Annotated in this window: 20 protein-coding genes and 1 pseudogene; 8 read left to right on the forward strand and 13 right to left on the reverse strand. The window is 38.6% G+C overall.

What is annotated here, in order from left to right; translation table 11 throughout:
* Both ACIQZ6_RS06690 and ACIQZ6_RS06695 read left to right on the forward strand, forming a co-directional pair.
* Nucleotides 1-451: pseudogene (locus tag ACIQZ6_RS06690) on the forward strand (glutamate--tRNA ligase); the annotation flags it as partial.
* 1,550 nt (nucleotides 452-2,001) lie between these two features.
* Nucleotides 2,002-3,012, forward strand: coding sequence for a carbon-nitrogen hydrolase family protein (locus ACIQZ6_RS06695; protein WP_395809426.1), 1,011 nt, complete (start codon nucleotides 2,002-2,004; stop codon nucleotides 3,010-3,012).
* 556 nt (nucleotides 3,013-3,568) lie between these two features.
* Here the strand turns inward: ACIQZ6_RS06695 and ACIQZ6_RS06700 are convergent.
* The 8 genes from ACIQZ6_RS06700 to ACIQZ6_RS06735 all read right to left on the reverse strand — a co-directional run bounded on the left by ACIQZ6_RS06700 (nucleotide 3,569) and on the right by ACIQZ6_RS06735 (nucleotide 12,171).
* Complete coding sequence (locus ACIQZ6_RS06700; RefSeq protein WP_395809428.1) at nucleotides 3,569-4,900, reverse strand: sensor histidine kinase; 1,332 nt, start codon at nucleotides 4,898-4,900, stop codon at nucleotides 3,569-3,571.
* Nucleotide 4,901: 1 nt separating this feature from the next.
* Nucleotides 4,902-5,576, reverse strand: a complete 675-nt coding sequence (locus tag ACIQZ6_RS06705) for a response regulator transcription factor (protein ID WP_395809430.1) — start codon at nucleotides 5,574-5,576, stop codon at nucleotides 4,902-4,904.
* A 1-nt stretch (nucleotide 5,577) separates the two neighbouring features.
* Nucleotides 5,578-6,432: a hypothetical protein gene (locus ACIQZ6_RS06710; protein ID WP_395809432.1), complete on the reverse strand. Its 855-nt coding sequence runs from the start codon at nucleotides 6,430-6,432 to the stop codon at nucleotides 5,578-5,580.
* Nucleotides 6,433-6,450: 18 nt separating this feature from the next.
* Nucleotides 6,451-6,891, reverse strand: coding sequence for a hypothetical protein (locus tag ACIQZ6_RS06715; RefSeq protein ID WP_395809434.1), 441 nt, complete (start codon nucleotides 6,889-6,891; stop codon nucleotides 6,451-6,453).
* Nucleotides 6,892-6,973: 82 nt separating this feature from the next.
* Nucleotides 6,974-7,321 carry a hypothetical protein gene (locus ACIQZ6_RS06720; protein WP_395809436.1) on the reverse strand — a complete coding sequence of 116 codons (348 nt, stop codon included), beginning with the start codon at nucleotides 7,319-7,321 and terminating at the stop codon, nucleotides 6,974-6,976.
* Between the two features lie 143 nt (nucleotides 7,322-7,464).
* Nucleotides 7,465-9,423: a hypothetical protein gene (locus ACIQZ6_RS06725; RefSeq protein WP_395809438.1), complete on the reverse strand. Its 1,959-nt coding sequence runs from the start codon at nucleotides 9,421-9,423 to the stop codon at nucleotides 7,465-7,467.
* An 8-nt stretch (nucleotides 9,424-9,431) separates the two neighbouring features.
* Entirely contained in the window at nucleotides 9,432-10,880 is a 1,449-nt protein-coding gene (locus ACIQZ6_RS06730; RefSeq protein ID WP_395809440.1) for a DUF1080 domain-containing protein, read from the reverse strand.
* 271 nt (nucleotides 10,881-11,151) lie between these two features.
* On the reverse strand, nucleotides 11,152-12,171 hold the full coding sequence (locus tag ACIQZ6_RS06735; RefSeq protein ID WP_395809442.1) for a glycerophosphodiester phosphodiesterase: 1,020 nt from the start codon (nucleotides 12,169-12,171) through the stop codon (nucleotides 11,152-11,154).
* 254 nt (nucleotides 12,172-12,425) lie between these two features.
* On the opposite strand from ACIQZ6_RS06735, the gene ACIQZ6_RS06740 reads away from it, so the two are divergent.
* Together ACIQZ6_RS06740 and ACIQZ6_RS06745 are read left to right on the forward strand one after the other, a co-directional pair.
* Entirely contained in the window at nucleotides 12,426-13,019 is a 594-nt protein-coding gene (locus ACIQZ6_RS06740) for a hypothetical protein (RefSeq protein WP_395809444.1), read from the forward strand.
* 147 nt (nucleotides 13,020-13,166) lie between these two features.
* Nucleotides 13,167-14,483: a DUF3887 domain-containing protein gene (locus ACIQZ6_RS06745; protein ID WP_395809446.1), complete on the forward strand. Its 1,317-nt coding sequence runs from the start codon at nucleotides 13,167-13,169 to the stop codon at nucleotides 14,481-14,483.
* A 145-nt stretch (nucleotides 14,484-14,628) separates the two neighbouring features.
* Here the strand turns inward: ACIQZ6_RS06745 and ACIQZ6_RS06750 are convergent, their stop codons facing one another.
* Together ACIQZ6_RS06750 and ACIQZ6_RS06755 are read right to left on the reverse strand one after the other, a co-directional pair.
* The gene (locus tag ACIQZ6_RS06750) at nucleotides 14,629-15,804 is read right to left on the reverse strand and encodes an MFS transporter (protein WP_395809484.1); all 1,176 of its coding nucleotides are present in this window, start codon (nucleotides 15,802-15,804) and stop codon (nucleotides 14,629-14,631) included.
* A gap of 269 nt (nucleotides 15,805-16,073) precedes the next feature.
* Nucleotides 16,074-16,430 (reverse strand): hypothetical protein, encoded by a 357-nt coding sequence (locus ACIQZ6_RS06755; protein ID WP_395809448.1) that lies wholly within the window; start codon nucleotides 16,428-16,430, stop codon nucleotides 16,074-16,076.
* Nucleotides 16,431-16,576: 146 nt separating this feature from the next.
* Here ACIQZ6_RS06755 and truA point away from each other — a divergent pair, with 146 nt between their 5' ends.
* Nucleotides 16,577-17,380 carry a tRNA pseudouridine(38-40) synthase TruA gene (truA, locus tag ACIQZ6_RS06760; RefSeq protein WP_395809450.1) on the forward strand — a complete coding sequence of 268 codons (804 nt, stop codon included), beginning with the start codon at nucleotides 16,577-16,579 and terminating at the stop codon, nucleotides 17,378-17,380.
* A gap of 240 nt (nucleotides 17,381-17,620) precedes the next feature.
* Entirely contained in the window at nucleotides 17,621-18,775 is a 1,155-nt protein-coding gene (locus ACIQZ6_RS06765) for a threonine aldolase family protein (RefSeq protein ID WP_395809452.1), read from the forward strand.
* 75 nt (nucleotides 18,776-18,850) lie between these two features.
* Here the strand turns inward: ACIQZ6_RS06765 and ACIQZ6_RS06770 are convergent, their stop codons facing one another.
* Both ACIQZ6_RS06770 and ACIQZ6_RS06775 read right to left on the reverse strand, forming a co-directional pair.
* Nucleotides 18,851-20,053, reverse strand: coding sequence for a hypothetical protein (locus ACIQZ6_RS06770; RefSeq protein ID WP_395809454.1), 1,203 nt, complete (start codon nucleotides 20,051-20,053; stop codon nucleotides 18,851-18,853).
* Between the two features lies 1 nt (nucleotide 20,054).
* On the reverse strand, nucleotides 20,055-21,260 hold the full coding sequence (locus tag ACIQZ6_RS06775; RefSeq protein WP_395809456.1) for a hypothetical protein: 1,206 nt from the start codon (nucleotides 21,258-21,260) through the stop codon (nucleotides 20,055-20,057).
* 286 nt (nucleotides 21,261-21,546) lie between these two features.
* On the opposite strand from ACIQZ6_RS06775, the gene ACIQZ6_RS06780 reads away from it, so the two are divergent.
* Together ACIQZ6_RS06780 and ACIQZ6_RS06785 are read left to right on the forward strand one after the other, a co-directional pair.
* Nucleotides 21,547-22,563, forward strand: a complete 1,017-nt coding sequence (locus ACIQZ6_RS06780) for an alpha/beta hydrolase family protein (RefSeq protein ID WP_395809458.1) — start codon at nucleotides 21,547-21,549, stop codon at nucleotides 22,561-22,563.
* A 124-nt stretch (nucleotides 22,564-22,687) separates the two neighbouring features.
* Nucleotides 22,688-23,530: a DUF2911 domain-containing protein gene (locus tag ACIQZ6_RS06785; protein WP_395809460.1), complete on the forward strand. Its 843-nt coding sequence runs from the start codon at nucleotides 22,688-22,690 to the stop codon at nucleotides 23,528-23,530.
* Between the two features lie 31 nt (nucleotides 23,531-23,561).
* Here ACIQZ6_RS06785 and ACIQZ6_RS06790 read toward each other — a convergent pair whose 3' ends face one another.
* The gene (locus ACIQZ6_RS06790) at nucleotides 23,562-25,211 is read right to left on the reverse strand and encodes a Zn-dependent hydrolase (protein WP_395809462.1); all 1,650 of its coding nucleotides are present in this window, start codon (nucleotides 25,209-25,211) and stop codon (nucleotides 23,562-23,564) included.
* Nucleotides 25,212-25,318: the final 107 nt, after the last annotated feature.

The raw sequence follows: 25,318 nt of genomic DNA on the forward strand, positions 1-25,318 counted from the left end.
TCAGGTTTTTACTATTCTTCAAGAAAAAGGTGTTCAAATTGCAAATGATGACTATTTTATAAAAGTTTTATCGGTTGTGAAAGAGCGCATGATCTTTCTGCAGGATTTCTGGGAGCAGGCATCATTCTTCTTTGAACAACCTGTTGATTATGACTTGAACGCAGTGAAGCCAAAATGGGCAGATACCAAGACTGAATTCTTTCTTGAACTCATCAAAACTTATGAGGCAAGTTCAGAATCTGAATACTGGGAAGCTCTGAATCTGGAAACTGTTTTCAAAACCTTAGCTGAAGAAAAAGGTATCAAACCTGGAGAATTAATGCTTCCATTCAGAGTCATGTTGGTTGGCGGGAAATTCGGTCCGGGCGTATTTGATATTGCTTTACTTATTGGAAAAAAGGAAACGATCAGCAGAATTCAGAAGGCATTGATCGCTTTTACTGAAAACTAAAAAACGCAAAGTAGATTTTATAGCCCAGGCCTTTGGCGTTTGAAATTTCCCAATTGCTAACGCGCGCGTCGCGTATGCCTGTTCCTAAACTATTATTATTCCCCTCTGATTTGTCTTTACAATAAGCAGATCTGTGCTTATTTTCACGAAGGTCCCTCACCCGCCGAAGAGCAGGTTTCGGGATGACATTGGATTTAGATTGAAATTTATTTCAATCGCTATTCAGGTTTTAACCCTGCCTACTAGTAGGCAGGCAATGCCTCGCAAGACGGTTATGAAATTGCACCACAATTTTTTTATCCGACACGCTTGCACAGACCTTTAATACCCGATCTTCCGCATTGACTGGTGCGGCAATTACAGACCCAGCCAACTCACTAACTTTCATAGCAGCAGGCGTAGCGGTGGGATTTATTCGATGTAGTTTATTGTTTTTCAAAGGTGCTCATGGTCTCGTCGTACCGTCTCGGCATTGGTACTTTTTTCCTACAGAAAAAGGTAAGGCCCCCGCGGCTATGAGCGGAAGGAAATTATACATGCTTGATGATTCTCAACACTAAAATTAAAAACCACCCCCTTTTATTCCCCCGCCAGCGGTGGACACTGGATGCCTAAGGAAAATTTGATTTTATCATTAAATTATATCCTCTTTTCGAAATCTTTTTATCCGATATACTGTCCCCCGCGGCTATGAGCGGAAGGAAATTATAAATGAAAGCTAGCTAAGTCCAAGTACAGGAAAACTCATATCAATCTTAAACAAATCGTCCATTCACTGAACCTCCGTTCAACTCTCTTCCGCATTGACTGGTGCGGCAATTACAGTCCTAGCCCTCGCAGAACCTTTCATAGCAGCAGGCGCAGCGGTAGCGTTTATTCGCTGTTGTTTATTGTTTTTTAAAGGCGCTCATGGTCTCGTCGTACCGCCTCGGCTTGGTTCTTTTTTGCTACAGAAAAAGGTAAGGCCCCCGCGGCTATGAGCGGAGTGAAATTATGAATGGTAGACAGCTAAATCCAGGAACAGGAAAACTCATATCAATCTTAAACAAATCGTCCATTCACTGAACCTCCGTTCAACTCTCTTCCGCATTGACTGGTGCGGCAATTACAGTCCTAGCCCTCGCAGAACCTTTCATAGCAGCAGGCGTAGCGGTGGGATTTTTGGTACTTTTTTCCTACAGAAAAAGGACTAGGCCCCCGCGGCTATGAGCGGAATGAAATTATAAAATGCTTGGTGGGTACCACCAAGCATTTTCCTATGCGTGGTGATTCTTATCCGACACGCTTGCACAGACCTTTAATAACCATATGATGGCGCGCGCGTGCCTTTGTTACAGGTTTCGGCCTGCCTGCGGTAACCTGGCATAACATTCAATTTAGATTCATTTTAGTCTTTTGAATTCCAATTATCAATACAAAGACCTATATTGTTTGTTGAGAACCTAATTGAAGCATCCTGTTTCTTAAAATTAAATACCCAGATTCAGGAAAAAGAGAATACTTCAAATTTGACCACTGTCTATTTTAAAAAATAGCATGAAAACAAGCTTATGAAAAACCTATCAAAGTTTACCATCGTTAGCCTACTCCTATTATTATTTTTGGCACCACTTGCTCAGGCATCTAAACCTGTAAGAATCGCAACGATCGGGGCTTCCCCTTCCATCAATAAAAATCAGTCGCCAGAGGCCTTAGTCGAACAAATGATTGGTTTTTGGCAGGGCCAGCTCAATCAGGTTCTTAATTCTAAACTGGATTTGATTGTATTACCCGAAATTTGTGATGTGCCAGTCGGCATGAGTACTTCAGAGCAAAAAATTTATGTCGAAGCAAAGAAAAACAAGCTTTCAGACTTTTTTGCCAAAATAGCCCGAGAAAATAATTGCTATATCGCCTTTGGATCATTACATAATACTGAAAAGGGTCTTCGCAATTCTCTGATTTTACTGGACAGGGCCGGAAAAATTGCAGGAACCTATCATAAGAACTTTCCAACTATTCCTGAAATGGAGCAAGGAGTTATCCCCGGCGATCAAAGCCCGATTTTTCAATGTGATTTCGGCACGGTCGGAATGGCAATATGTTTTGATTTGAATTATGATGAATTGCGTGCAAAATATGTACAACAACAGCCAGATATCATCCTCTTTTCCTCAGTTTACCATGGCGGATTGATGCAAAGCACATGGGCTTATTCCTGCCGTTCTTATTTTGTAAGTGCCATAGGAGTTGTACAATTGCCTTCTGAAGTTCTAAATCCGCTTGGAGAGATTGTAGCAAGCAGTACCAATTATTTCAATTATACCCTTGCCACCATTAACTTAGATTATGAATTAGCCCATCTGGATTATAACTGGGATAAACTTAAGAAGCTAAAGGCGAAATATGGAGATGCAGTTAGTATTCATGATCCCGGAAAAGTGGGCTCAATAATGATTACAAGCGAAGATAAAGCCATTAGTGCCCTGCAGATGGCAAAGGAATTCGATATTGAACTTCTGGATACTTATTTTGACCGTTCTAGAATGTTTAGAAAAAAACAATTGGGGAAAGCCTTATAATTTTACTGCCAACTATGAGGTGGATTAGTAAGCCTTAATGGCTTGGCCAAAATAAAAAAACACACAAGATGTCATTGGTTCCATTTTTAATGATAAGGTTGGTGCGGGTGCCAGCACTGAATGAGTAGGATGTAGAATTCATCCTACACCAAATAGACATGAAAAACTTGCTATAACACGCAAGTATTTTAAAAGAAAAGACTTTAGTATTTAACCTAAAAGGAAAGACCCGGATTACTCCGGGCCTTCAACCAATTAACCATAACATAATGCCCCGTTCAAACTCCTCATGAATGTAGAGGGCATCAACACATTTAAACCAATTCTATAGTAAGACGTCAGGATTTCAAAATGGTTACACTCAATTGTAAAAAAATTAGCTTGGCATATTCAACATGCATGCATACGTTCTATTGTCTTTGCGAGAAGGCACGAAGAAGCAATCTCCTAATTTAAATACATTGGTTAATTGAGATTGCTGCGCTCGCAATGAAAAACTTTAAGAATACACGTAGAAATATTTAAACCCTAAATGATCCAAAAGAATTGGAAATGATTAAGTTCGTATCAATTCTGCTGGAAAAGAAAGGGTAATGGTTGTACCCTTAGCAATCTCAGAACTAATGCTAATCGCAATCTTATGATAATCGGCAATGCTCTTTACAATTGACAATCCAAGTCCATAACCTGCTGAATCTTCCAACTGATTGGCTTTTTTGAAGCGATTAAAAATAGTTCCGACATCTTCCTTTGGGATACCTATGCCGCTATCGATCAGATCAACATCATAAGAGCCATCAGGATTCATACGATTCACAATATGAATAAATCCCGAAGGTTTATTATACCTTATCGCATTATTAACTAGATTATATAGCATCTGAAAAAGCAAGTCACGGTTGATATTTTCAAGAATAATCTCATTTGAAATTTCAATTTTAAGGCTAATATCTTTTTCGCTAAGCCTGTGGCTAATCTCATCCATCACATCGGCAAATAATTCGGCTGCCGGTGCAGATTCCTTTTTGCTGAACTGTTCATTTTCAATCCTAGATATCAATAAAAGCGAATGAACGATACGTTTCAATCGGTTCAGTGTTTTTTGCATCCCGATCAGGCGTTCTTGAACAAAATCGGAAACTTCGGGTTCGCCCATCAGGTTCTCAATCTTATTTTGTAAAATTCCAATTGGAGTCATCAGCTCATGAGATGCATTGGCGGTAAATTCTCTTTCTTTCTCAAATGCCTCATGGATTTGCTCCATCAGGTTAATGAGCGAATCATCCAGAAACCTAAAGTCAGTAGTGTTTGTTTGGATAGGAACAGAATTCTCATTAAAAGGGAACTTCCTGTTTATTATTTTGGTACGGATGATACGGTTCAGCGGCATGAGCAGATACCGAGTATAAAACAAATCGATGATCAGGGTTATAAGAATTAATCCAAGAAGAACATAGGTGGCAATACGTTGCAGTGGCCGTTCATATTGGTCGATGGTTTCAATGGTTTTTCCAATCTCCATCAAAAAGGTGCCATTCTCTGTTATAAAGGAATGCGTTAAAACCCTGTAATTAAGCGTATCCTGCTCTATGATTCGTTCATCAGTATAGATGGTATCCAGAACCAAGCCCTTTTCAACAGGTTCAAGAGAGATATATTCCTCCTTAAGCATGGTATAACTTCCATAACTTTGCTCGCCCTGTAAATAGGTATCGACACCATTCTTGGCTACCACTTCAAGAACTTTTTTTTGCTGTTGCTGTAGGTAATAATCGGTATAGTTACGGGCAATTTCCCCAATCAGATAAGGTAAGGTAAGTACGAACAGCAAAACTATCGCAAGCTTTGATAATGTAATAAATAACGTAAGCTTGCTTATTAATTTCAACCTATTTTCTGATTTTATAACCTACACCCCTAACCGTTTCAAGCCATTCTACCTGCCCAAAAGCACCCAATTTTTTTCGGATATTCTTAATATGTACGTCAATGTAATTCGAGTCATAATCATCATCAGCAAATGTACCCCAAATATGCTCACTTAACTGCATTCTAGTTAGCACTCTGTTTTTATGCAACAGTAGGTAACTCAATAAATCAAATTCTTTTCTAGTCAAGTCAATCTCGTTCATCTGATGACTCACCATTCTTTTTTGAAGATCAACGACAAATTCTCCCAAAAGAATTTCATGGGTATTTAAATTAAATTTTCTTCTAGAAATTGCCTGCATCCGCGACTGAAGTTCAAGCAATGAAAATGGTTTAGGGAGGTAATCGTCGGCACCAAGATCTAGTCCGACAATACGGTCTTCAATATTTCCACGAGCAGTCAGAATTATATATGCCGCATCAGGATTTAACTTTTTGGCCTCCTGAAGTACTTTTAGTCCATCAAGGTCAGGTAATCCAAGATCCAACAAGACAAAATCATAGGGGTTAACTCCGAGCATTTCCAAACCCTTACCTGCGGTATGAGCCATATCACAGATATAAAATGCCTTTTTTAGGAACGCCTCAACTTCGTAAGCCAGCGTTTTCTCATCTTCGATTAGTAGTACTTTCAAATCAGAATTGGTAATAGAAACTTAAATTAAAAAATGAACGTGGTTTTTGTTTATTTTCTGAAACATTCTTACCTAACGTTGAAACCTGCCATCCGGTCTCAATTAGATAATTATTTCTGTTATAGCCCAATAAAAAATTCATATTGTAAGAAATCATATCGAAACTGCTTACATTCCTGGTTATCTTATAATTCTGTTCCCTAGGATTATTAAAGCGTGGATCAATTGGAATCATATTACCAAATCTATCTCGTCTAACAATATATTCTTCAAGATAATGCAAGGTGCCTCCTACAAGCTCCAAGCCAGGCTCGAAAGAAATAAAATCCTTATCGCTAAACAAACTACCAAGATTTAGAGCCTTTGACGCTGTGAATGACATGAACAGATCCCGCTGAGTACCAAATGCGTAATAGGTATTCAAACTAGTTTTTATAAGATTCAAATCGTAAACAAATGACGCACTCAGCGTATTTTCATTAGCTGCACCTAAAAGAGGCGAGTTCTTGGCAAAAATTGAACGGGTGTATCCAAGTGCAGTGCTGAAATTTTTTGCCAGATCGGCTTCATATCCTGCTGAAAGATCCAGTTCAGAGATTGCTGATCCTCCTACATTGATCAACTTATAAGAACCTGCAGAAAAATAAAACCCGCTCATTAACCTCAAAGCAGCATTTGTAAGTATATAGGGAAGTTTTTCTTCAGCTGTTTGACCATAATAATTGGCATTATTGCCGTATATACCCGCAAGAGTAAGAGTAGTTCTTTTGGCTTCTACTGCTGTAGAATCTCGTTGCGCAAAGGCATTAATTGCCATAAGCAAACTAGCAACAAGAAAAATATACCCTCTATTCATAAAAAATGATTACGACGTTTAAAAATGAATGCCTCCAAATCCCTTCTTAGGTATTCTCATCGGTGGTCTTTTTATTGGCATGCGGTCAGTTACTGTCTTGGGCTTCAGTTTAGGCATTGAGCGTGGAACTTGTTTAATTCCTGAACGCTGACGAATTCGTTGATTCCGCCCGTTTATTTCCTGAACGGGTCTGAGATCATCTGGCCTGTTTACTCCGGGTCTGTTTTTACCTGTGCCTTTATCACCGGGTCTGTTTTCACCAGCTTGACGATCTTGTTCTTTTTTAACCCCACCTCTTTTTACTGGAATAGAATCTATAAAAACTATTGAAATTTCATCACGCCCCATAATTAAGAGGGATTTATCTTCAATTTCCTTATCGCCGGCATAAAGCATAGCCGGAAAAATACCAAGAATGGCAATCAGGATAATAGTACGATAAACAGGTAATAATTTCATCTGGTGTAAAAATAATGAAAGTTTGACTCAATTAGAGGCAAACAATCATTCTGAGGTTTAAAGGTAATTTAGGATACAAGCCTTACAAATTACGGGCATTACCGCGGTTATTGATCCCAATATTCGGACGGCTGAGCTTGGACCCTGTGCCTGAATTAGGTCTGACACTGGTATTTACGCCGCCACTCAAACCTGCTCCACGTGTTTTTCCCGAAGGGCCACATCCTTCTTTTCCTTTCATACGATCCGTTTTACCTCCCCTTGCTTTTGCTGGATCCTGAGAACCATCAGCAGCAACAGTACTGGTTTCGGGCCTGTCTGTTTGAGTTCTGGTAGCAGTTCTAACCCCATTGCCATGATCAGGGCTAATTTGTGAATAAGCAGTAGCTGTGAATAATAAAGTGGCGAGTAATAAAAGTTGTTTTTTCATGTCCATTAGTTTGAATAATGCGATAAGCTATAGTCAAAGATTGTTGTCGAACATGAAGAGTAGATGAATTTTTGAAATTTATTACAAAAAAACCCGGCCCCCTTTTTTCAGGATTGACCGGGTTGGAATAGATTTAACAGTATCTACCGTAAAGAATTGATATAAGCAGCTATCTTCAAGCCATCTTCCTTTTTTACCTGAGGCATGGGTGGCATGGGTGTAGGGTACTCTGGCCAATTTTCAGGCTGCGGATTATGAATCAGCTGAACAATTTTTTCAGGACTATATTTACGTTTAGCAATATCCTTGAAAGCCGGCCCTACTATCTTTCTATCAGGATTATGACAAGATAAACAAGTATATGAAGCTAGCATTCCCTTAACATCATTGTATGTAGGTACCTTGTCAACTTTTGCAAGAACTTGGGCTACCTGTTTTACAGGTGCAGCAACTGTTGTTTTCTTTACTCCACTTGTTACCGGTGGCGCTTGTGCTATCACAATAGCCGAGTTTTTAGTACTAACTTCTGTCATAGAAAGTTTGGCACCTTCAGGTATATTATTTAAGGTATAATAAGCGGTGGGATGTACTAGCGAATAGAAATTATCCCGTTCACGGATACCATCAAGCTTTAAAGTATGGATATAATACCTACGCAGATTATCTACAATGATCCTGGCTTTTAGTCCGTCTGAAGAGAGTTTAACTCCTTTAATTACCAGATTTTGGGTATTAACCGGCGGACTACCGTAAACAGGCTGATATTTATAGATATAACTTTCTACTGAATAAGATGCCAAATCTTCAGCTGACTTCGGATCAACAGGCAGCGTAAATTCAATTTCAAACCCATCGGGCATTGCTCTGACAGCTTTCATTTCAAAAGGTGTTTTATTATTCCAAACCAGACGCTGCAAGCCTTCATTAGCCTCGCCAGCAGAACCCCATCCACGGTTTGTTTCACCAATGAATAAGGAACTATCCTTGGCCCATGACATTCTCATTACCCCTGATCTGAATCCTGACCGAAACATAAAAGATGCGCCCTGAAATTCGCCATTAACCTTTTCTAAAAACACCCTTGACAGGATACTCATTCCCTGATCACCTACCAGGGTTTGACCTTCAAAAGGACCAAAATAGCCTTTAGGTATAGTGATAGGCTCTGAATTAGATATACCTAATATTCCATAAGGCAGCCAAACGGCAGGCAGACGCAATTCAGGAAACTCTTTTTTCATGTCAAAAAGAGTTTTAAAATTCTCGTTGACCACATTTTCAGGTTTAATATAACGACCCTTTTCATTCTTTACTTTACGGGGATCAATCTTGGAGTTAAACTGCTCTGTGGTTAATTTTAGCGGAGAATTTGGCATTCCACTCCAGGCCAAACCTGCCGGATGTCCCATAAAATCGCCTTTTTCAACCTTCCACAAAGCACCAGAACCCATCCAATCGCCCTGATTATCGGTATAGAACAATTCATTATTTAAAAATCCTAATCCGGCCGGAGAACGCATTCCAGTAGCCCAGGGCTCCATTTTTCCATCTGCTGTGATGCGCATAGCCCAGCCTCTCCATGGCACTCGGCTTTCACCACGCCACCATTCTTCACTACCAAAAGCTACGTTTCCGGTTACAAAAAAAGAGCCATCGGGAGCAATCTTTGGTCCGAAACTATATTCATGATAATGACCAGATAGCGGCCATGAATAGATTGTTTCATATACATCGGCCTTTCCATCTATATTAGTATCAACTAACTTGGTCAGCTCGCCACGCTGCGCACAATAAAATGCACCGTCTTTATAAGCTAATCCAAGAATTTCATGTAAACCGGATGCGAATTTTCTGAAATAGGGTCTGCTGCTTGTTGGATTCTCCACGATAAAAACATCTCCACGACGGGTAGAAATTCCAAGGTCGCCATTTGGCAAATTTACCAACCCTCCCACTTCAAGTATTATACCTTCAGGAGTGGCAACTTTCATGATCTTGAAGAAATCTTCTTCCTTTGGTGTTTCCTGTGCAAAGGCAGAATTGCCACTGAACATGATGACCGAAAAAAGGACTGCTTTAACTAGTTTATTGATATTTTTCATGTCCTGTATTAGAATAAAATTGAATAGCTTAATGACTTAACTATAGGAATGATCAGCTCCTTCCGACCATTCTGGTCACGGATAATTGGCTTCGAACCCGCTGCATCATCCAGGCGTAGATAATAGGATTGATTATCGATAAGATACATCCCATCGGCAGTTTGAATGATACTTTCGGCATCAGCCAATCTAAAATAAAGATCATTCACTTGATCAGAAATCGTGATCTTACGACTGATTCCTCTTCCCATTTCCAATACCTTTGACTGATCGTTTACAGCTATTCCATAGCTTTTATAAAGAAATGAAGGAATTCCATTTTCATCAAGAACATATCCTTTGGGTTTATATCCGGTTCCTGCTGTATCACTGATCCAAGGTGTCTGATCAGTAGACAGACGAGCAATAGATTGCACAGGTTTTCCTAGGCCTTGTACCATTCCCAATGGCCTTGATGATCCATCGCCCCGATCATGCCACATCGGTGTAGCATTCAAAAAGTCACCTCTCCAAACCTGAACAAGCATACCATTATCCATGTCATAGGTATAATTTACTTTTTGTGGACTTCCAACAGAAACTGCATGCACTACCCTAGGCAAACCTGGAAGATCCATGAAACTTCTCAAAACAATATTTTCAGAAGCACCGATATGGATGGGGTCAACTGCATTGGCGTTCGTAGTAGATCTTTCAGCTAGACGCGGATTATCAAATTTGGTGACCTTAATATTCCTAAAGGCTACCGCTCCATGATCTCCCTGCAAACGAAGAGGTCCAGTTGCTGCTTCTGTATTACTAAGCGATCCACGTGTTGGACCTGAAAGTTCAACATTATCATGTATAATCACACCGTTCAATTCGATTTTTAACATGACAGCATTGGCAATCTTCTTACCCGCAGCATCAAAGCGTGGTGCCTGAAATGAAATTTTCAATTTCTGCCATAAACCGGGAGCTCTACTTACATTTTGCCTTGGTGCGAATCCTGAATAACCTTTCTGTCCTTCGGGCTTACTATCATCCCAACGCTGATAAATTCCGCCGTTATTTACTGATTTAGGATTGAGCAAACCCCAATTTTCTTCAAGTTGGATTTCATAACGTCCTTGTAGGTATATTCCTGAATTACCACCTAAAGCCATAAGATAATCCAATTCTAGATCGATATCTCCATATTCAGCAAGAGTATAGAGATCCTCTCCCTTGTTTTTTTTATCAGGAAAATTAACCAGGATTCCAGTGCCATTTGAAAAGGAAAGGACATTGGTTTTATTAATATCTGCCTGAACTGAACCGGCTATTTGCCAGCTTTTAGAAGGTGCCTTAAATACTGATAGATCATTCAGAGATTCCTGAGATGCTGTTTGTGCAAATGCTTTTCCTGACCAACAAATAAATAGGAGGGCACCAATCGATTTAAAAATTGTAGATGAAACTTTCAATGTTGAGTTCATTTTTTTTTCTGCTTATAAACCTGTGAAGATAATAATGAAAACTTAATTTCAAATGCTATTTGAAGATTATTGAATTTGAAAACTTTGTCTGAGCTTTATTTTTTAAGAGAATTGCCAAATTTGGTTTTTCCCTATATTTTACAATCGTGATAATCAGTTGATAAGGTAAACCTCATCGTAAAGAACAATGTGCGTATTCTAGAAACTAGATTGTTAGTTTTGTGGCTTTAAAAAGCTTATCAATTGTTATGCTTATGATTAGCAAAAGATTTTATTGATTGATCATTTGTAAAAGTAATTCTGGTTCATTTGTAGTAATAAAATCAATTTTTTGATCAAGGAATGACTTCAGTAATGCTGGATCATTAACGGTCCATACATTGATGGTTAACCCTTTTTGCTTGGCTTGAGCTATCCAATCAGGATGCTTCTGATAAACACTTTGGTTATAATCTAAGCCCCAAAATTTGTCGGCAGCCAGCATTTCTGGTGTTTTATCTCCATTTAAATAGGCCACCCTAGCATGTGGATCTAGGCGCATGAGCTCCATACATATTGCATAATCAAAACTGATATAGTCTATCCATGCTTGTGCTTTTAACTTTATAACCACATCCATTACCTTTCTAGTAAGCTGAAGAGCGCGCTCCTTGTTTATGGTTGATTTTATTTCCAAAATAAGTTTTGTGTTATTCTGTGTCATTCCTGCCTTTATATAAGACTCGAGCGAAGGCATATTTTCACCACTTGGTAGTTTTAAGGCCAGTAACTTTTCTGAAGAGCTTGTAGAGATAGTTTGCCCCTGTATCGTTGGATCATGATTGATCACAGGCACCGAATCAATAGTCATATGAACATCAAACTCAGAACCCTGACACCCCAAGCGGATGGCCTGCTGCAAGGCCGCAATCGAGTTTTCTGTTGCTCCTGTATTTTTCCATGCTCCGCGATGTGCGATTACACTGTTCCTAATAAACTCATCATTCACCAGTCTGAATGTTTGTTGAAAACTCCTTGATTTTGTTTGAGCCGAAATGGTCAAATCATACCATTTAATTTCAGGTTTAATATTGCCTTTACGGATATACAACTTATTTGCTTTCAATCTGAATAAACCTGCATTGGCTCCGCTCAGTTTAAATTCAGCATCTAAACCAGGTAAACTCAGTACCCCAACTTGATTATTTTCTATTGAAAAAGTATGATTGCTTAAAACAGGTTGTGATTTTGTTGAAAATGATATCAAACTAAAGAGTATAATCACTGAGCAGAATTTAATTGATTTTGACATAATTAGTGTTTGGGTATAGCGGTTTAAAGGTATTCAAAGTAGAGCTAAAAAATAGACAATCATTCTAATTGAATTAAAACTAACCTACCTTTATTATATGATTTTTTGTTACACGCTTGTTCAAATTTATCTATACTGAAAGATATTCCAAAGAGAATTTAGGTGGCTGGTGTAAATAGTATCCTATTTTATCCATTTCCAAAATATATGATGAAAAAGATATAATTTGGTATCGAATCAACGTTAAGCTATTCATGAGAAATTATATTTTATTTAGCATTCTTGCTATCATGGCGTCAAGTTGCGGAATATCCCGCAAAATAGATGTACTCGAAAAATGCAATTACAGCATAAAGACTGCCGATAGCGTTTATCTTGCAGGAAAAGATGTCAGCAAGCTTTTTAAAAACAAAAAATTTGATTTAAATAATGTACCGGGATTAGCACTAGCCTTGTTCAGAAAAAATATTCCATTAAGTGCCAATGTGAAAATAAGCATCACTAATCCCAATCAAAAAACTGCTGTGATCAATCAATTTGACTATATTATTCTTATAAAAGGGCAAGAGCTTGCAGCAGGATCGGTAGACAGAAAAATAAGTATAGAATCAGGGGCAACAGGCATCGTGCCAGTACAAATCAATTCAAATGTCTATTCCTTTTTATCGAATCGGAAAACAATGGATGAACTCATAGCATTTTTAGGTGGTACAGAAAGTGGGCCAGGAGAGAAAAAAAGCTTGGTAACCCTAAAAATCCGGCCAAGCTTTATGGTTGGAAAGAAATCTATAAAATATCCAGGATATATCAATATTGAGAAAGAATTAAGCAGTAAAATGCTTTTTTAATTTAGTGAAAAGAATATTGATTAGAATACTTGTTGAAGGTAAACTGTATAGCTTCACTAATTTGAAATACAGACCAAAGATATATTCTGCAGATCAACAACCTTTATTTTCTTATCTTTCGAGCCAGAAACAGAAATCTATTATAGAATGAAATTTTTAAAAGTCTTTATAGTATTACTTTTTATCAGCCATTTAAGTTTTGCTCAAAACGTATTAAGCTTAATGAATCGTGCAGACCTGTTTTTCGAAACGATGAATCAGGGTAAGTTTGATGAGGCCCATGGTTTTTTTGATGAAAGTGTAAAAGCCAAGATCTCTGTAGATGAACTAAAACTGTTTTGGCTAAAGCTAGAAAATAGCCTTGGAACCTATCAATCTGTTGATGGAGCAAAAAGTGCAGTTCAGGGAGAATACTTTCAGGTGATACTAACATGCGGTTTCACAAAGGGGTCTCAGCCATTTACTTTCATGTTTAATAAAACAGAAAAGCTAGTCGGATTTTTCATATCTCCTAAACCTACTCAATCTGAATATGCATTGCCAACTTATACAGATACAACTCTTTATACAGAAAAAGAAATACAAATAAAGTTTGCCGAAGGTGAAATGGCTGGAATTTTAACCAGTCCTAAAAAAGTTTCCAATTTTCCGGTGGTTATACTAATTCACGGATCAGGTCCTTCTGATATGGATGAAACCGTGGGGTCAAATAAGCCTTTTAAAGACCTGGCCATAGGATTAGCGGCACAAGGCATTGGTAGTATCCGTTATGTAAAACGGACCATGATCTATCCAAATTCATTTAATAAAGCCTTTACAGTAAAAGAGGAAGTTCTAGATGATGCGCTTGCTGCAATTACGCTTGCAGGCACACTTCAAGGAGTAAATAAAACACAGATCTATCTTTTGGGACATAGCCTTGGTGGAATGCTGGCACCCCGAATTGCAAGTCTTGCACCCAGTTTGAACGGAATTATATTGGCTGCTGCACCAGCTAGAAAATTTGCCGATTTAATCACAGAGCAAAATGAATATCTGTATAAGGCATCTGGTGATACAAGCTCAGCCGGAAAACAGCAATTCATAGAATCATCAATCGATATTGATAAATCCAGATTGTTAAAGCTAGGCGCCATTTCACCTGATTCAATTATACTTGGAGCTCCGGCATCTTACTGGATAGATTTAAATAATCACGACCAGGTAGGCACAGCAAAAAAGATCAAAAACCGAATTTTCGTGGTTCAGGGAGCCAAAGATTTTCAGGTTTCCGTTCAGGATTTCAATATCTGGAAAACTGCATTGGCGGCAAATAAGAATGCTACATTTAAATTATATCCTGATTTAAATCACTTGTTATCTGCTCAGAAAGAAAAAGGCAATGGAACCCAATACCGCGTACCTTCAAATGTTGATATCAACCTGATCAAAGATATTTCAGCTTGGATAAAACTAGCTAAATAAGTAAAATGCATACTGCTGAGTAAATTTTTAGTGTAATTACCCTGAAAATTATTCGGTCTTTAGGCTTGCTTTTTACAAACTATTTATTGAATAGAACAGATTGCAATCTAACGTTTAGCTTGATTATTAAAAAAATTTAATTATATCAATCTTTCCCAATATTTGGCAAAAAAGCAGTAATCAAACCAATCAGAGGAAGATATGCACAGATCTGGTAAACGTACTCTATGCTTGTCCGGTCAGCAAGGCCACCCAAAAGTGCAGATCCAATTCCAGCCATGCCAAATGCGTAACCAAAGAACAGTCCCGAAATCATTCCAACTTTTCCGGGGAAAAGCTCTTGCGCATAGACCAAAATAGCTGAAAAAGCGGAAGCCAAGATCACTCCAATTGGAATGGTCAAAATCACTGTCCAGAATAGATTCATATGAGGCAATAGAATTGAAAAAGGTGCAACACCCAGAATTGAACCCCAAATCACATATTTACGACCAATCTTATCACCTAATGGCCCTCCAATAATCGTTCCTGCAGCAACAGCAAATAGAAAAATGAAAAGATAAATCTGCGAATCTTGTACCGAAACTCCAAACTTTTCAATAGTGTAAAAAGTATAGTAGCTGGTCATACTCACCAAATAAATATATTTGGAAAAGATTAAAACCAGTAAAATACTAACTGAAAAGATTACTTTTCTTTTAGTCAAGTTATGTACAACATGATGTTCTGTATCGGGCCGGCTGGCCCTTATTCTAACTTTACGCTTATACCATTTCCCAACATAAAACAGAATAAAAATTGCTAGAAGTGCTAATGCTGAAAACCAGACGATATTGGATTGGCCATAAGGCACAATAATGAGCGCCGCCAGCAAAGGGCCAATAGAACTACCAAAATTGCCACCGAGCTGAAAAACAGATTGTGCCATACCACGCCTTCCACCTGAAGCCATATGTGCAACCCGTGACGCCTCTGGATGAAAAATAGATGAACCAATTCCAACCAAAGCCACAGAAAGGATCAGAAAATTAAAACTAGGTGCAGTTGAAAGCATCACCAATCCAACAAGAGTAAATGCCATTCCAATAGCTAATGAATAAGGCTGCGGTTTACGATCAGTATAAAAACCCACAAAAGGCTGAAATAAAGAAGCTGCAAGCTGAAATGTAAGGGTGATTAGTCCAATCTGTGCAAAATTAAGGCTGAAAGAATCTTTGACAATAGGATAAATGGCGGGGATAATCGATTGTAATGTATCATTTAAAAGGTGTGATAAACTGATTGCAATCAGGATCGGATAAACTGTCTTCCCAACTTTCATCGGATTGCTTTTTGTTTTAAAGCCTGAAGGTTGAACTATGACCTGCTTATCCATTACTCCTTTTTCTTGGTTCAAATATCTATTCAATAAATTAAAAAAACGAGGCCAGCAAGATTGTTTCAAACAAGTTGTCTGGCATGGTCGATATTCCAAAAGTACCAAACCGCCTAATTTTGTGAACCAGATAACCTTGTGCTCTTTTATCAGAAAAGCATATCTGCTAAATTTCTAGCGTTTAACCTTTAGGTCAAATCAAGCTTTGCCCGCAGCTATAATGGTGCTCCAACCTGCAAATCACATCTGTGACCAGGCTGACCATGTGCAGGATTAACCTTTAAGCCGGCAGGAGCAGGTTGTTGAGGTAATGCAGCCTGTGGCGCTGCAACTGGAACTTGCCCACCAGAAGCATTCGTTAAAGGGGCACCAACAGCAAGATCACAACGATGGCCCGGAAGTCCATGTGCCGGATTTAATTTCGGCGTTTCACCGGTAGCATCAGCAGGCATCGGAGGAATTCCTTGACTTGATACTGCAGGCTGAGCTGGCTCATTTCTTTCACTCATCATTACTCCGATGATACTGGCTCCAGCCAATACGATTGCTCCAACTATAACGATAGTTCTCATAAATTACATTGCTTAATACACGCGTTAATTTTAAAAAGCGAAATACAAAAATACATATAATTTGACTAGTTAGTCTTGGTTAGCATTGTCATAAATAAGCGGAATTGGAAATTCATTATTAGCTTAGTAAAATAATACAAAAGGCATTGAGGTATTTCGTTCACATAGGCTATAAAGGAACTAACTATTTTGGCTGGCAAAGACAGCCAGACAAACTTAGTGTGCAAGAAATTCTGGAAGACAATCTCAGTAAGATCTTTAAGTTACCAATCACAATATATGGTTGCGGACGCACCGATACAGGGGTTCATGCCAGCCAATATTTCTTCCATATGGATATTGAAAAACCATGGAACTTTGATCTATTCTTTCGGCTAAACCGAATTCTTCCTGACGATATCGCTCTGTTTGATATCATCCCAGTTGAAGGTCAGCCACATGCGCGTTTTGACGCTATTCAAAGGTCATATGATTTTTTTATTCATACCTATAAAGACCCTTTTTTAAGTGAAAGCAGCTCGCTCTATTTGCGTAAAAATTTCAACTTACAGCAGATGAAAAAAGCAGTTGAGCTTCTGCCAAAATATGAAGATTACCGTGCCTTTTGTAAATCGCCTGATAAAAATGAACACACCATTTGCAAAGTTTCTTCGGCCAATTTATACACAAACAGCAGTGGCGACAGAATTCGCTTTCAAATTTCTTCGAACCGGTTTTTAGGACGGATGATTCGTATCATTGTTCGTAAACTGATTGAAATCGGCGATGGTACGCTGAGTGTGGATGAATTTGAGAGCCACCTGATCTCAAGAAATACACCATCTAAAATTTTACCCGCACACCCACAGGGATTATTCCTTTCAAAAGTAAGCTATCCTTTTCTGGACCTAAAGCCAAAAGCAAAGTTCCCAGCAATAGAAGATTCCGGATATTGGAATAACGTGGTTTAATTTGGTTGGGATATGCTAATTTCTTGAATTTTCATTCTACCCTTTATTAGGAATTTTGAATCGCATTCTGCATATTTATTATACTAATGGGTTGATCAAAAAATCAAATTGAAATAATATCCTTTTATACTGAACAGATTAAACATGCTGATCGATATCTATAACAAGGATTAATTTGATCGGGCAGAGGAATTCGATCTGGATTAAATTCTTGATCTCAAATAATTAAAATTCAACACCATGCACAGAAGAGATTTTGTAAAACTAGGCAGTGTAATCGCCGCATCAGCCACGCAATTAGATGTTTATGGGGGTGAAATTCGGCAAAAAACAAACTTGGCAGGTAAAACTGTAGACTTTGTAAACGATGGCGTGCCTTTAAGTGCGAAAGAATATGGCGAGCTTTTAATGAAACTTGCCGATGAAGGAAAGATCAAAACAGACTTCTATTCAAACGGAGGGGTTGTTGAAGAACTGGAAAACAAGTTTGCAAAGCTAATGGGGAAAGAATCCTCGATTTTCATGCCTACAGGAACCCTGGCTAACCACATGGCGCTACGTCGTTTGGCCGGAAATAACCGAAGGGTAATTCTTCAGGAACAAAGTCATATCTATCAGGATACTGGAGATGGTTGTCAAACCTTAAGTGCATTAAACCTTATTCCTCTTGGATTGAACACTACAGAAATGACCCTGGCAGAAATCGAAGAAGTAATGAGCAAAACAGCTAAGGGAAGAGTTGCCTTAAAGGTTGGTGTGATTAGTATTGAAAGTCCGGTTCGTCGGCAGCAGGATCAAATGTTTGCCTTCGAAAACATGAAGGCTATTACGAATTACGCTAAAGTAAACGATATAAAAACCCATTTAGACGGGGCAAGACTTTTTGTACAAGCAGCTCATACCGGCATTGATCCGGCAAGCTACGGAGCACTATTTGATACCTCATTCACATCCATCTGTAAATGTTTTAATGCAGCAAGCGGGGCAGTGCTGGCCGGATCCAAAGAATTTACTCACAACCTTTTCCATGAACGAAGAATGTTTGGTGCAGGTATTCCGGCTGTATGGCCTTTTGCCGCAGTAGCCCTTCATTATGTTGATTCGTGGATCGAAGAGTATAAAAGCGCCTGGCAAAAAGCGGAGTATCTGTTTACCGAGATACAGAAAGATGAACGCTTCAAAATTGTGAAATTTGATAACGGTTCACATATTGTACGCCTCGACCTAAAGAATATTGACAAAAAACGTTTTTCAGATGCGCTTTTAAAAAGAAATATCCGCCTGTCTGCACCTGAGGAAACCGGCTTTAACTTGAAGGTGAACATTTCTATGAACCGAATGAACCAACAGGAAATTGCAGGAAGTTTTAAGGAGGCAATAAAGGAGGTAGGGTAAAATCAGAGAGTTGTGCTTGAGGGTACAAGAAGTTTTCGAGACGCCCTTAAATATGCTGCCCGTTTCCAGATTAGATTATGGTAAATCTTCAGCAGGGAAAACCATAAGCTGACTCAACGCTTCATTCTCACCCATAATAATATAGTTTCCACTTTGTGAACTTGCCATCGACGCAATCTGATATCCGCGCCAGTTAATCCCCTGTTCCAGTCCAGGGCTAACCATTTTGAACTCTGGATTACCCAAATCACGGAAGCCCTTTTGCGGATGATAACTAAAAAGGTGCGCATACCCGGGAAATGCCCCTGCCACACCATACAGCATTCCATTTTTTCCGGGTGTCATCGCCATAATACGGGGCATCATAATGGGCTTTCCCAGGTTTACAATGGTTTGATTAACCGGATCAAGCCGAAATAATTGACCGTCTGCCGCATTACTACCATAAATAGTACCTTCAGGCATTTTGACCCATGAGTCAATACGACCCATTGCTTCCCGACCCCAAACAAAAGGCAGTTCATCTTTCAAAACTGAAAACGATTGGTTTGCCGGATCAAAGCAAAACAATTTATTGATTGACCTGCTTCCATAAATACGGCCTTGCTGGTCGATAAGCAATGCACGACCCAGATAATCCTCAGGTTGTAATGCAAACGAGTGATAAGTTTCAAGATCTTTTTCAGACGGAACTGTTTGATTGAATATCTGGGTTTTACCTGTTTTCAAATTAAACGTGAAGAATTTGCCTGAAGGATGTACAATTCCGTAAAATTCGTTTTTATCTGCATTGAAAGTCATTGCAAAAATCCCCTCGCCAGCCACAGGTTCGCCAAGGTCTTTCACAGCAATCTGACCCTGAAGGCTTACCTGTAATTCAATTATATGTCCTCCCATCCCGGTTCCGGGCTGAGGCATGGTACCGGCATAAAAAACGTTTCCTGATTTTGTTGCGGTAAAACCGGTTATAATACTTAACTGACCTTTTATAACATCATCCAATTGCTTAATTGCAATAATTTTGCGCTCTGAAAGAGAGCCAGTAAACAATAGCGGTGTCAATCCTTTTTGTGCACTTGTTCCACCTAAAACAAAATCGCCAGAAACCGTAAGAGAGGTCATTGCATTCCGATATATTGGCATCCTTAGTTCATCGGTGTTTTCAAGTGAGGTTTCAACTGCAAAACTTCCTGCGGGATTAAAGAATGTATATTGAGCGCTCGCAACAAAAGGAACGTAGAGTAATGTAATCAGAGAATATATAATTCGATAATACATATTATTTCACCTCCTTTTCAGGGTTAAATTTTATTAAAAAGGGTACACTGCCATTTTCGGATCGGTCTGGTCTTTTACGACCGGCAAAGTACATATTGCCATCCTTGTCGCGGATATCAGAGCCTGTTACTTCTGTTAAACGGCCAATAGGAAATTCTAAAAGAATGTTCGGCTTACGTTTATCAGGATCGAATTCAATCAGAACTGTTTTGTCTTTCCGCACATAATTGCCATGTCCACCAATTACATAATAGAGTTTACCATTCAAACCTATATTTAAATTAGGTACATAGGGTTTCCAGTCTTCTCCCTGATTTGTTTCGAATACACCGCCTAAATCTTCCCACTTGCCGATCCCTGTTTCCTCCGGATAAAATGCCACCAGCTTAGCACCATAAGTAACCAGGTAGATCACTTTTTTATTAGGATTTTTTGCAAAAGCGGTAATACCTGTGATGATCTTTCCGCCGGGTGTACCCGGAAAGGCGGGTAAACTTTGTTTTGCAAAAAGCAGTTTTCCGGTAGATTTCTCATATTTTACCAAGCGCTGTCTCCAGTCTACGTAATAGCAATTGCCCCACCAATCCGTAAACAAAACACGTGGGACATGTGCACTGCCTAGCCGGCCGGCATCATGCAACAGGTTTTTTTTGGGATCGAATACGAGAAAGTGCGCTTGTGGATAACTGATTGCATATACCAGGCCCGATTGAAGATCTACTTCTACATCCTTAATACTTTCGTACTGCATCCCCATTCCTAAATTGGTAAGTTGCTTTGTTGCTGGATTCCATTTCATAAAAAAGCCCCCGGCATAGCCATGTGGATGGTCCATCAAATACTCTTGTCTCGATTCGCCCCCATCAGTAGAGAAATATATTTCACCCTTGGGTCCTGCCACAATTTTGGAGTGCATCTTTCCCTGCCACTGAAAAGGCCTCAGGTGTCCTAGATCACTAAGGAAGCCATGTAACTGGATTTGTTTAAGGGTCGGGTCATATTCATAAAAGCCCACCTTATCAGCATGATTAGTTACACCGATATAGACATTGTTATTGGCTGGATTATACCCAATAGAACCCCATGTGGAATGGGCTTCAGGAAAATCAGGATAGTCAATAAATCTAATATTCCGTTCTGAAATGGGTTTATTCAGGGAAGTATCCTGATAAGCAAACAGACTGATATTTTGAGCTATTAACAGCATTATGAAACAAACAATCCGCATTCGTAAAGGCTTTAATTATGAAACGATTATGAAGATAAAGAAAAATTATTAATTTAAAATCTTTTCAGCTGTCCAACATATATCCGAATATCATGTAGAATAAACAGATTATGCAGTTTAAAGTCCACTTTGATTAAATTTCCTATTACACTCTCTATAAAAAACCTAACATGAGTTTATAAGCCTCGGCTATATCCAAAAAAGGTTTAAATTTATTTACTGGTAATGTGCCTATCTAAACTCAGGGTCCGTAAATAAATTCAAGATGAAAAAAACAATTTCCTACATCCTAATCTTAGTCCTTGGCCTCGCCACCGGCATCTTCATTACCCAAAACGAAACTATTTGGAATGCCCTTAAAAACCCATTCGCCAATTCTTTCACCCCATTTGATGATTCGCGCCAAAGCAAATGGGATGCCGATTTTAAAGTTGTTGAACTAAAATCTTCTCTAGATAATTCTTTGCAAAAGGCCTATTTCTTTAAATCTAAATCTGCTGCGCCTAAGCCATTGGTAGTTAGCCTGCATTCCTGGAGTGGTAATTATGAACAGAAAGATGAACTAGCAGCTCTCTCCAAAATAAAAGACCTGAACTATATCCATCCCGATTTCAGAGGAGTAAACTGGACAAAAGACGCCTGCTGCAGCGATCTGGCTTTGACTGATATTGATGATGCAATTGACTTTGCGATCAAAAATTCCAATGTAGATCTGTCAAGAATATATGTTATTGGTTCAAGCGGTGGTGGTTATGCTACGTTGGCAACCTTTATGAAATCAAAACATTTAATCAGACGCTTTTCTGCCTGGGTTCCGATTTCTGATTTGCCTGCCTGGTATGCACAAAGTAAGATAATGGGTACGAAATATGCAGAGAACATATTGGATTGCACAAGTTCTAAGGACAGCCTGAATATGGAAATTGCAATTAAGAAATCTCCCATTTATTGGAAAACCCCGGTAGAAAAATTGAACACAACAGAATTTCAAATCTATGCCGGTGTTTATGATGGAATTCAGGGCAGTGTACCCATTACTCATTCCATCAATTTTTATAATAAAGTATTAAAAGATAAACTGGTAATTGATAGTTCCATTTATGTAAGTGATTCTGAAAAGCTATACTTACTGGAATATAGAAAGGCACTTGGCAAATTCGGAAGTATAGCAGGCAGAAAGGTATTTCTGAAAAAACAATCCGGCAATTTGGGCCTGACCATTTTTGAAGGAAATCATGAAATGCTAACAGAGTACGCTTTCAATGAACTGATCAGGGAATAAATAAAAATCAGTCCCTACCAGCCAATTCATGATCAAAACATGAATTTTGTTTTTACATTTATTACACAAATAATTATCAATAATCCAATAGTTTAGGAGTTTGAAAGTTTAATCCATAAAACACATGAAGAAAATATCCATTCTATTTACATACATAATGATCAGCCTGTATGGCCTGAATGCCAGTGCACAACTTAAAATGCCGCAATCAAGTAGTTTACAAACTCTTATTCAAGAATTTGGCCTTGGAAAAGTAACGGTCAGCTATTCACGACCAAATATCAAAGGCAGAAGTTTAGAAAAAGATCTGATACCTTTTGGAGAAGTATGGCGTACGGGTGCAAATGATGCAACTGTCATCACCTTTACAGATGCAGTTACCCTTGAAGGAAATACAGTACTACCGGGTGAATATGCCCTTTTTACTATACCAGGCAAAGATGAATGGACTATTATTCTAAATAAAGAAACTAAACAATGGGGGTCCTACCAATATAAGCAGGCAGCAGATGTTTTACGCTTTAAAGTAAAGCCAATTAAACTGACTGAGCGCCTAGAAACCTTCAACATCAATTTCAGCGATGTAATGCCTTCAAGTGCAAATCTTGATCTTTCTTGGGAAAATACGCGAATAACAATTAAAATGACAACAGATGTCGACTCTAAAGTAATGGCCAATATTGATGCCGCTATGAAGTCTGAAAAACCACCCTTCTACCCGGCAGCCATTTATTATTTTGAAAATGGCAAAGACCTAAAAAAAGCATTAGAATGGATCAATATTGCCGAAGCCGGTGATCAGAAAGCACCCTGGTTCAAATACCAGAAAGCTCGTATTCAGTTAAAAATAGGCGATAAATCGGGAGCTGCACAAACTGCCAGGGCTGGAATTGAAGCAGCTAAAGTGTTGAATAATGCCGAATATATCCGTTTGAATGAAAAAATCCTTACTCAGGCAAGTCAATAAATTGATGCTAAATAATATATATACGCTAAACCTATTGTAGACCCAAAACACTCAGGCCTTGCTCAAAGATAACATCAACCGGAATTCCTTTTTTACTCAATCGTTCAAGGTCTGATTTAAGCTCTGTATGAATTAAAGCCATTTCTTTTTGAACTTTTTCAACCGCAGCCTTATCTCCATTTCCTTGAAGAACCAGAATCATGTTGGTTAATTCATTCATAGAAGACTCAAACTTTTCGAAATTTACTTTATAAGTTCCCTCGGGAGTACGTTCAAAAGCGCCCTTACTATTAAAGAAATTAAAGCATAGCATATTTGCCTTTCCGTGTGCTTCGCCAGCACCAAAGCGTACAGAACGCAAGATCCCGGCCATAAAAGTGGTATAATAATCTTTGATATCTCCTTCCATTTCGCCTTTCTTAAGTAAACTACTGACCATATATAAACCAAGAATATCAGCCTTTCCTTCTTCCAGCCAGGAATATTGTTCTTGCAAGGCCTCTCTTACATAACCCTTACCTGTTATAGTTGATTTAATTCCCAAACCATGGGCTACTTCATGGAACATTACATTGGCAAAAAATGCATCAAATTTAAGGTACTCTTGTTGGCTTTTATCGATCAGCTCAGCTGAAATAGGTACCATAATTTTATCAAACTTAGCACGCATTGCATTTTTTAACTGCGAACGACGGGTGCCTTTCAATTGCTGGATTTTCTCATCATTTGGCAAATTCACTGCAATTGTCTTTCCACCAGAATTTCCATCTCCGGCATAATAAACCACATCGAATGCAGCAAGCTGAGAAGAAGTTCCAGGCGTTTCCTTTTTATACGCCGCTTTAACTGGAAGACCATTCTGAAGTTCAGGAAGCATACTTACATATTTTTCCAATCGCTTTGTCCATTCTTTATCCTTAACCAACACATAACTTTCAAAAGCAGCACGTGCATTAAAGAGACCATCTTCATAATTCTCAATCGGACCAATAATGATATCTAGACCATTATTTTTCATATCCATCCAAGCTAAATCACTAGGCATGTAATTGTCTGTAAGTAAGGCCTCAGCCCTGAAATTGAGATAGCGTCTTAACTGTGCGGAAGCAGAAAGCGCTGCTGCTTCTTTGAGCAGATTAGCTGCCCTAAATAAATCATCTTTAAAATAAATACTGTACGGAACCGAAAATAATTTTCCTGATTCTGTTCGTCTAATCATCGAATATAAGCCCTTCTTGTCTGCCACGTTTGAACTTTCAAGCTCTTCTTTTGTCATATTAGCAGGATAAAAACCTGAACCTGCAGGCTTTGAACCAACTCCTTTAACAAAAGGCTTATTATCATTCAAGCGATCCCATGGACCATAATTTAATAGTATAAATTCCTTTGTTTTCTCATCCTGAACTGTAGCCAACAAACTATCTCGCTGCGGATAACTCTGCTTCCAAAAAAGTTCATCCATAATCTCGGCTGCCTTGATTAAAAGAGGTAAAACCTTTCGCTCATCTTCTGTCAATTTTTGAATATCTGTAGTAAGCCTAACTTTGGCATAAATTGGAAGGCGTTCTGCTACATAAGTCTGTAAGCTGTCTGTCACAGCCGCACTTTTATTTTCTGAATTAGTTGAACAAGATGTTAAGCCTACAAAGGCAATTAAAACTAATAGATAAGTAATTTTCATGTTGGAATATGTATTATATCGAGGAATAAATATACCTAATTTATAATTCTTAAAAGATATAAAGCCATTTACAAATTGGGCATTTGGCGCTAGCATTTGATTTTCAA

It is taken from the genome of Daejeonella sp. (assembly GCF_044348475.1).
Classification (GTDB): Bacteria; Bacteroidota; Bacteroidia; order Sphingobacteriales; family Sphingobacteriaceae; genus Daejeonella.

What these genes read in the sequence shown, in the direction of transcription:
- ACIQZ6_RS06750 (WP_395809484.1), bottom strand. Translation starts at nt 15,804, where the DNA reads ATGAAAGTTGGGAAGACAGTTTATCCGATCCTGATTGCAATCAGTTTA.
- ACIQZ6_RS06785 (WP_395809460.1), top strand. Translation starts at nt 22,688, where the DNA reads ATGAAGAAAATATCCATTCTATTTACATACATAATGATCAGCCTGTAT.
- ACIQZ6_RS06755 (WP_395809448.1), bottom strand. Translation starts at nt 16,430, where the DNA reads ATGAGAACTATCGTTATAGTTGGAGCAATCGTATTGGCTGGAGCCAGT.
- ACIQZ6_RS06765 (WP_395809452.1), top strand. Translation starts at nt 17,621, where the DNA reads ATGCACAGAAGAGATTTTGTAAAACTAGGCAGTGTAATCGCCGCATCA.
- ACIQZ6_RS06725 (WP_395809438.1), bottom strand. Translation starts at nt 9,423, where the DNA reads ATGAAAAATATCAATAAACTAGTTAAAGCAGTCCTTTTTTCGGTCATC.
- ACIQZ6_RS06775 (WP_395809456.1), bottom strand. Translation starts at nt 21,260, where the DNA reads ATGCTGTTAATAGCTCAAAATATCAGTCTGTTTGCTTATCAGGATACT.
- ACIQZ6_RS06710 (WP_395809432.1), bottom strand. Translation starts at nt 6,432, where the DNA reads ATGAATAGAGGGTATATTTTTCTTGTTGCTAGTTTGCTTATGGCAATT.
- ACIQZ6_RS06720 (WP_395809436.1), bottom strand. Translation starts at nt 7,321, where the DNA reads ATGAAAAAACAACTTTTATTACTCGCCACTTTATTATTCACAGCTACT.
- ACIQZ6_RS06790 (WP_395809462.1), bottom strand. Translation starts at nt 25,211, where the DNA reads ATGAAAATTACTTATCTATTAGTTTTAATTGCCTTTGTAGGCTTAACA.
- ACIQZ6_RS06730 (WP_395809440.1), bottom strand. Translation starts at nt 10,880, where the DNA reads ATGAACTCAACATTGAAAGTTTCATCTACAATTTTTAAATCGATTGGT.
- ACIQZ6_RS06715 (WP_395809434.1), bottom strand. Translation starts at nt 6,891, where the DNA reads ATGAAATTATTACCTGTTTATCGTACTATTATCCTGATTGCCATTCTT.
- ACIQZ6_RS06740 (WP_395809444.1), top strand. Translation starts at nt 12,426, where the DNA reads ATGAGAAATTATATTTTATTTAGCATTCTTGCTATCATGGCGTCAAGT.
- ACIQZ6_RS06770 (WP_395809454.1), bottom strand. Translation starts at nt 20,053, where the DNA reads ATGTATTATCGAATTATATATTCTCTGATTACATTACTCTACGTTCCT.
- ACIQZ6_RS06695 (WP_395809426.1), top strand. Translation starts at nt 2,002, where the DNA reads ATGAAAAACCTATCAAAGTTTACCATCGTTAGCCTACTCCTATTATTA.
- ACIQZ6_RS06735 (WP_395809442.1), bottom strand. Translation starts at nt 12,171, where the DNA reads ATGTCAAAATCAATTAAATTCTGCTCAGTGATTATACTCTTTAGTTTG.
- ACIQZ6_RS06745 (WP_395809446.1), top strand. Translation starts at nt 13,167, where the DNA reads ATGAAATTTTTAAAAGTCTTTATAGTATTACTTTTTATCAGCCATTTA.
- ACIQZ6_RS06780 (WP_395809458.1), top strand. Translation starts at nt 21,547, where the DNA reads ATGAAAAAAACAATTTCCTACATCCTAATCTTAGTCCTTGGCCTCGCC.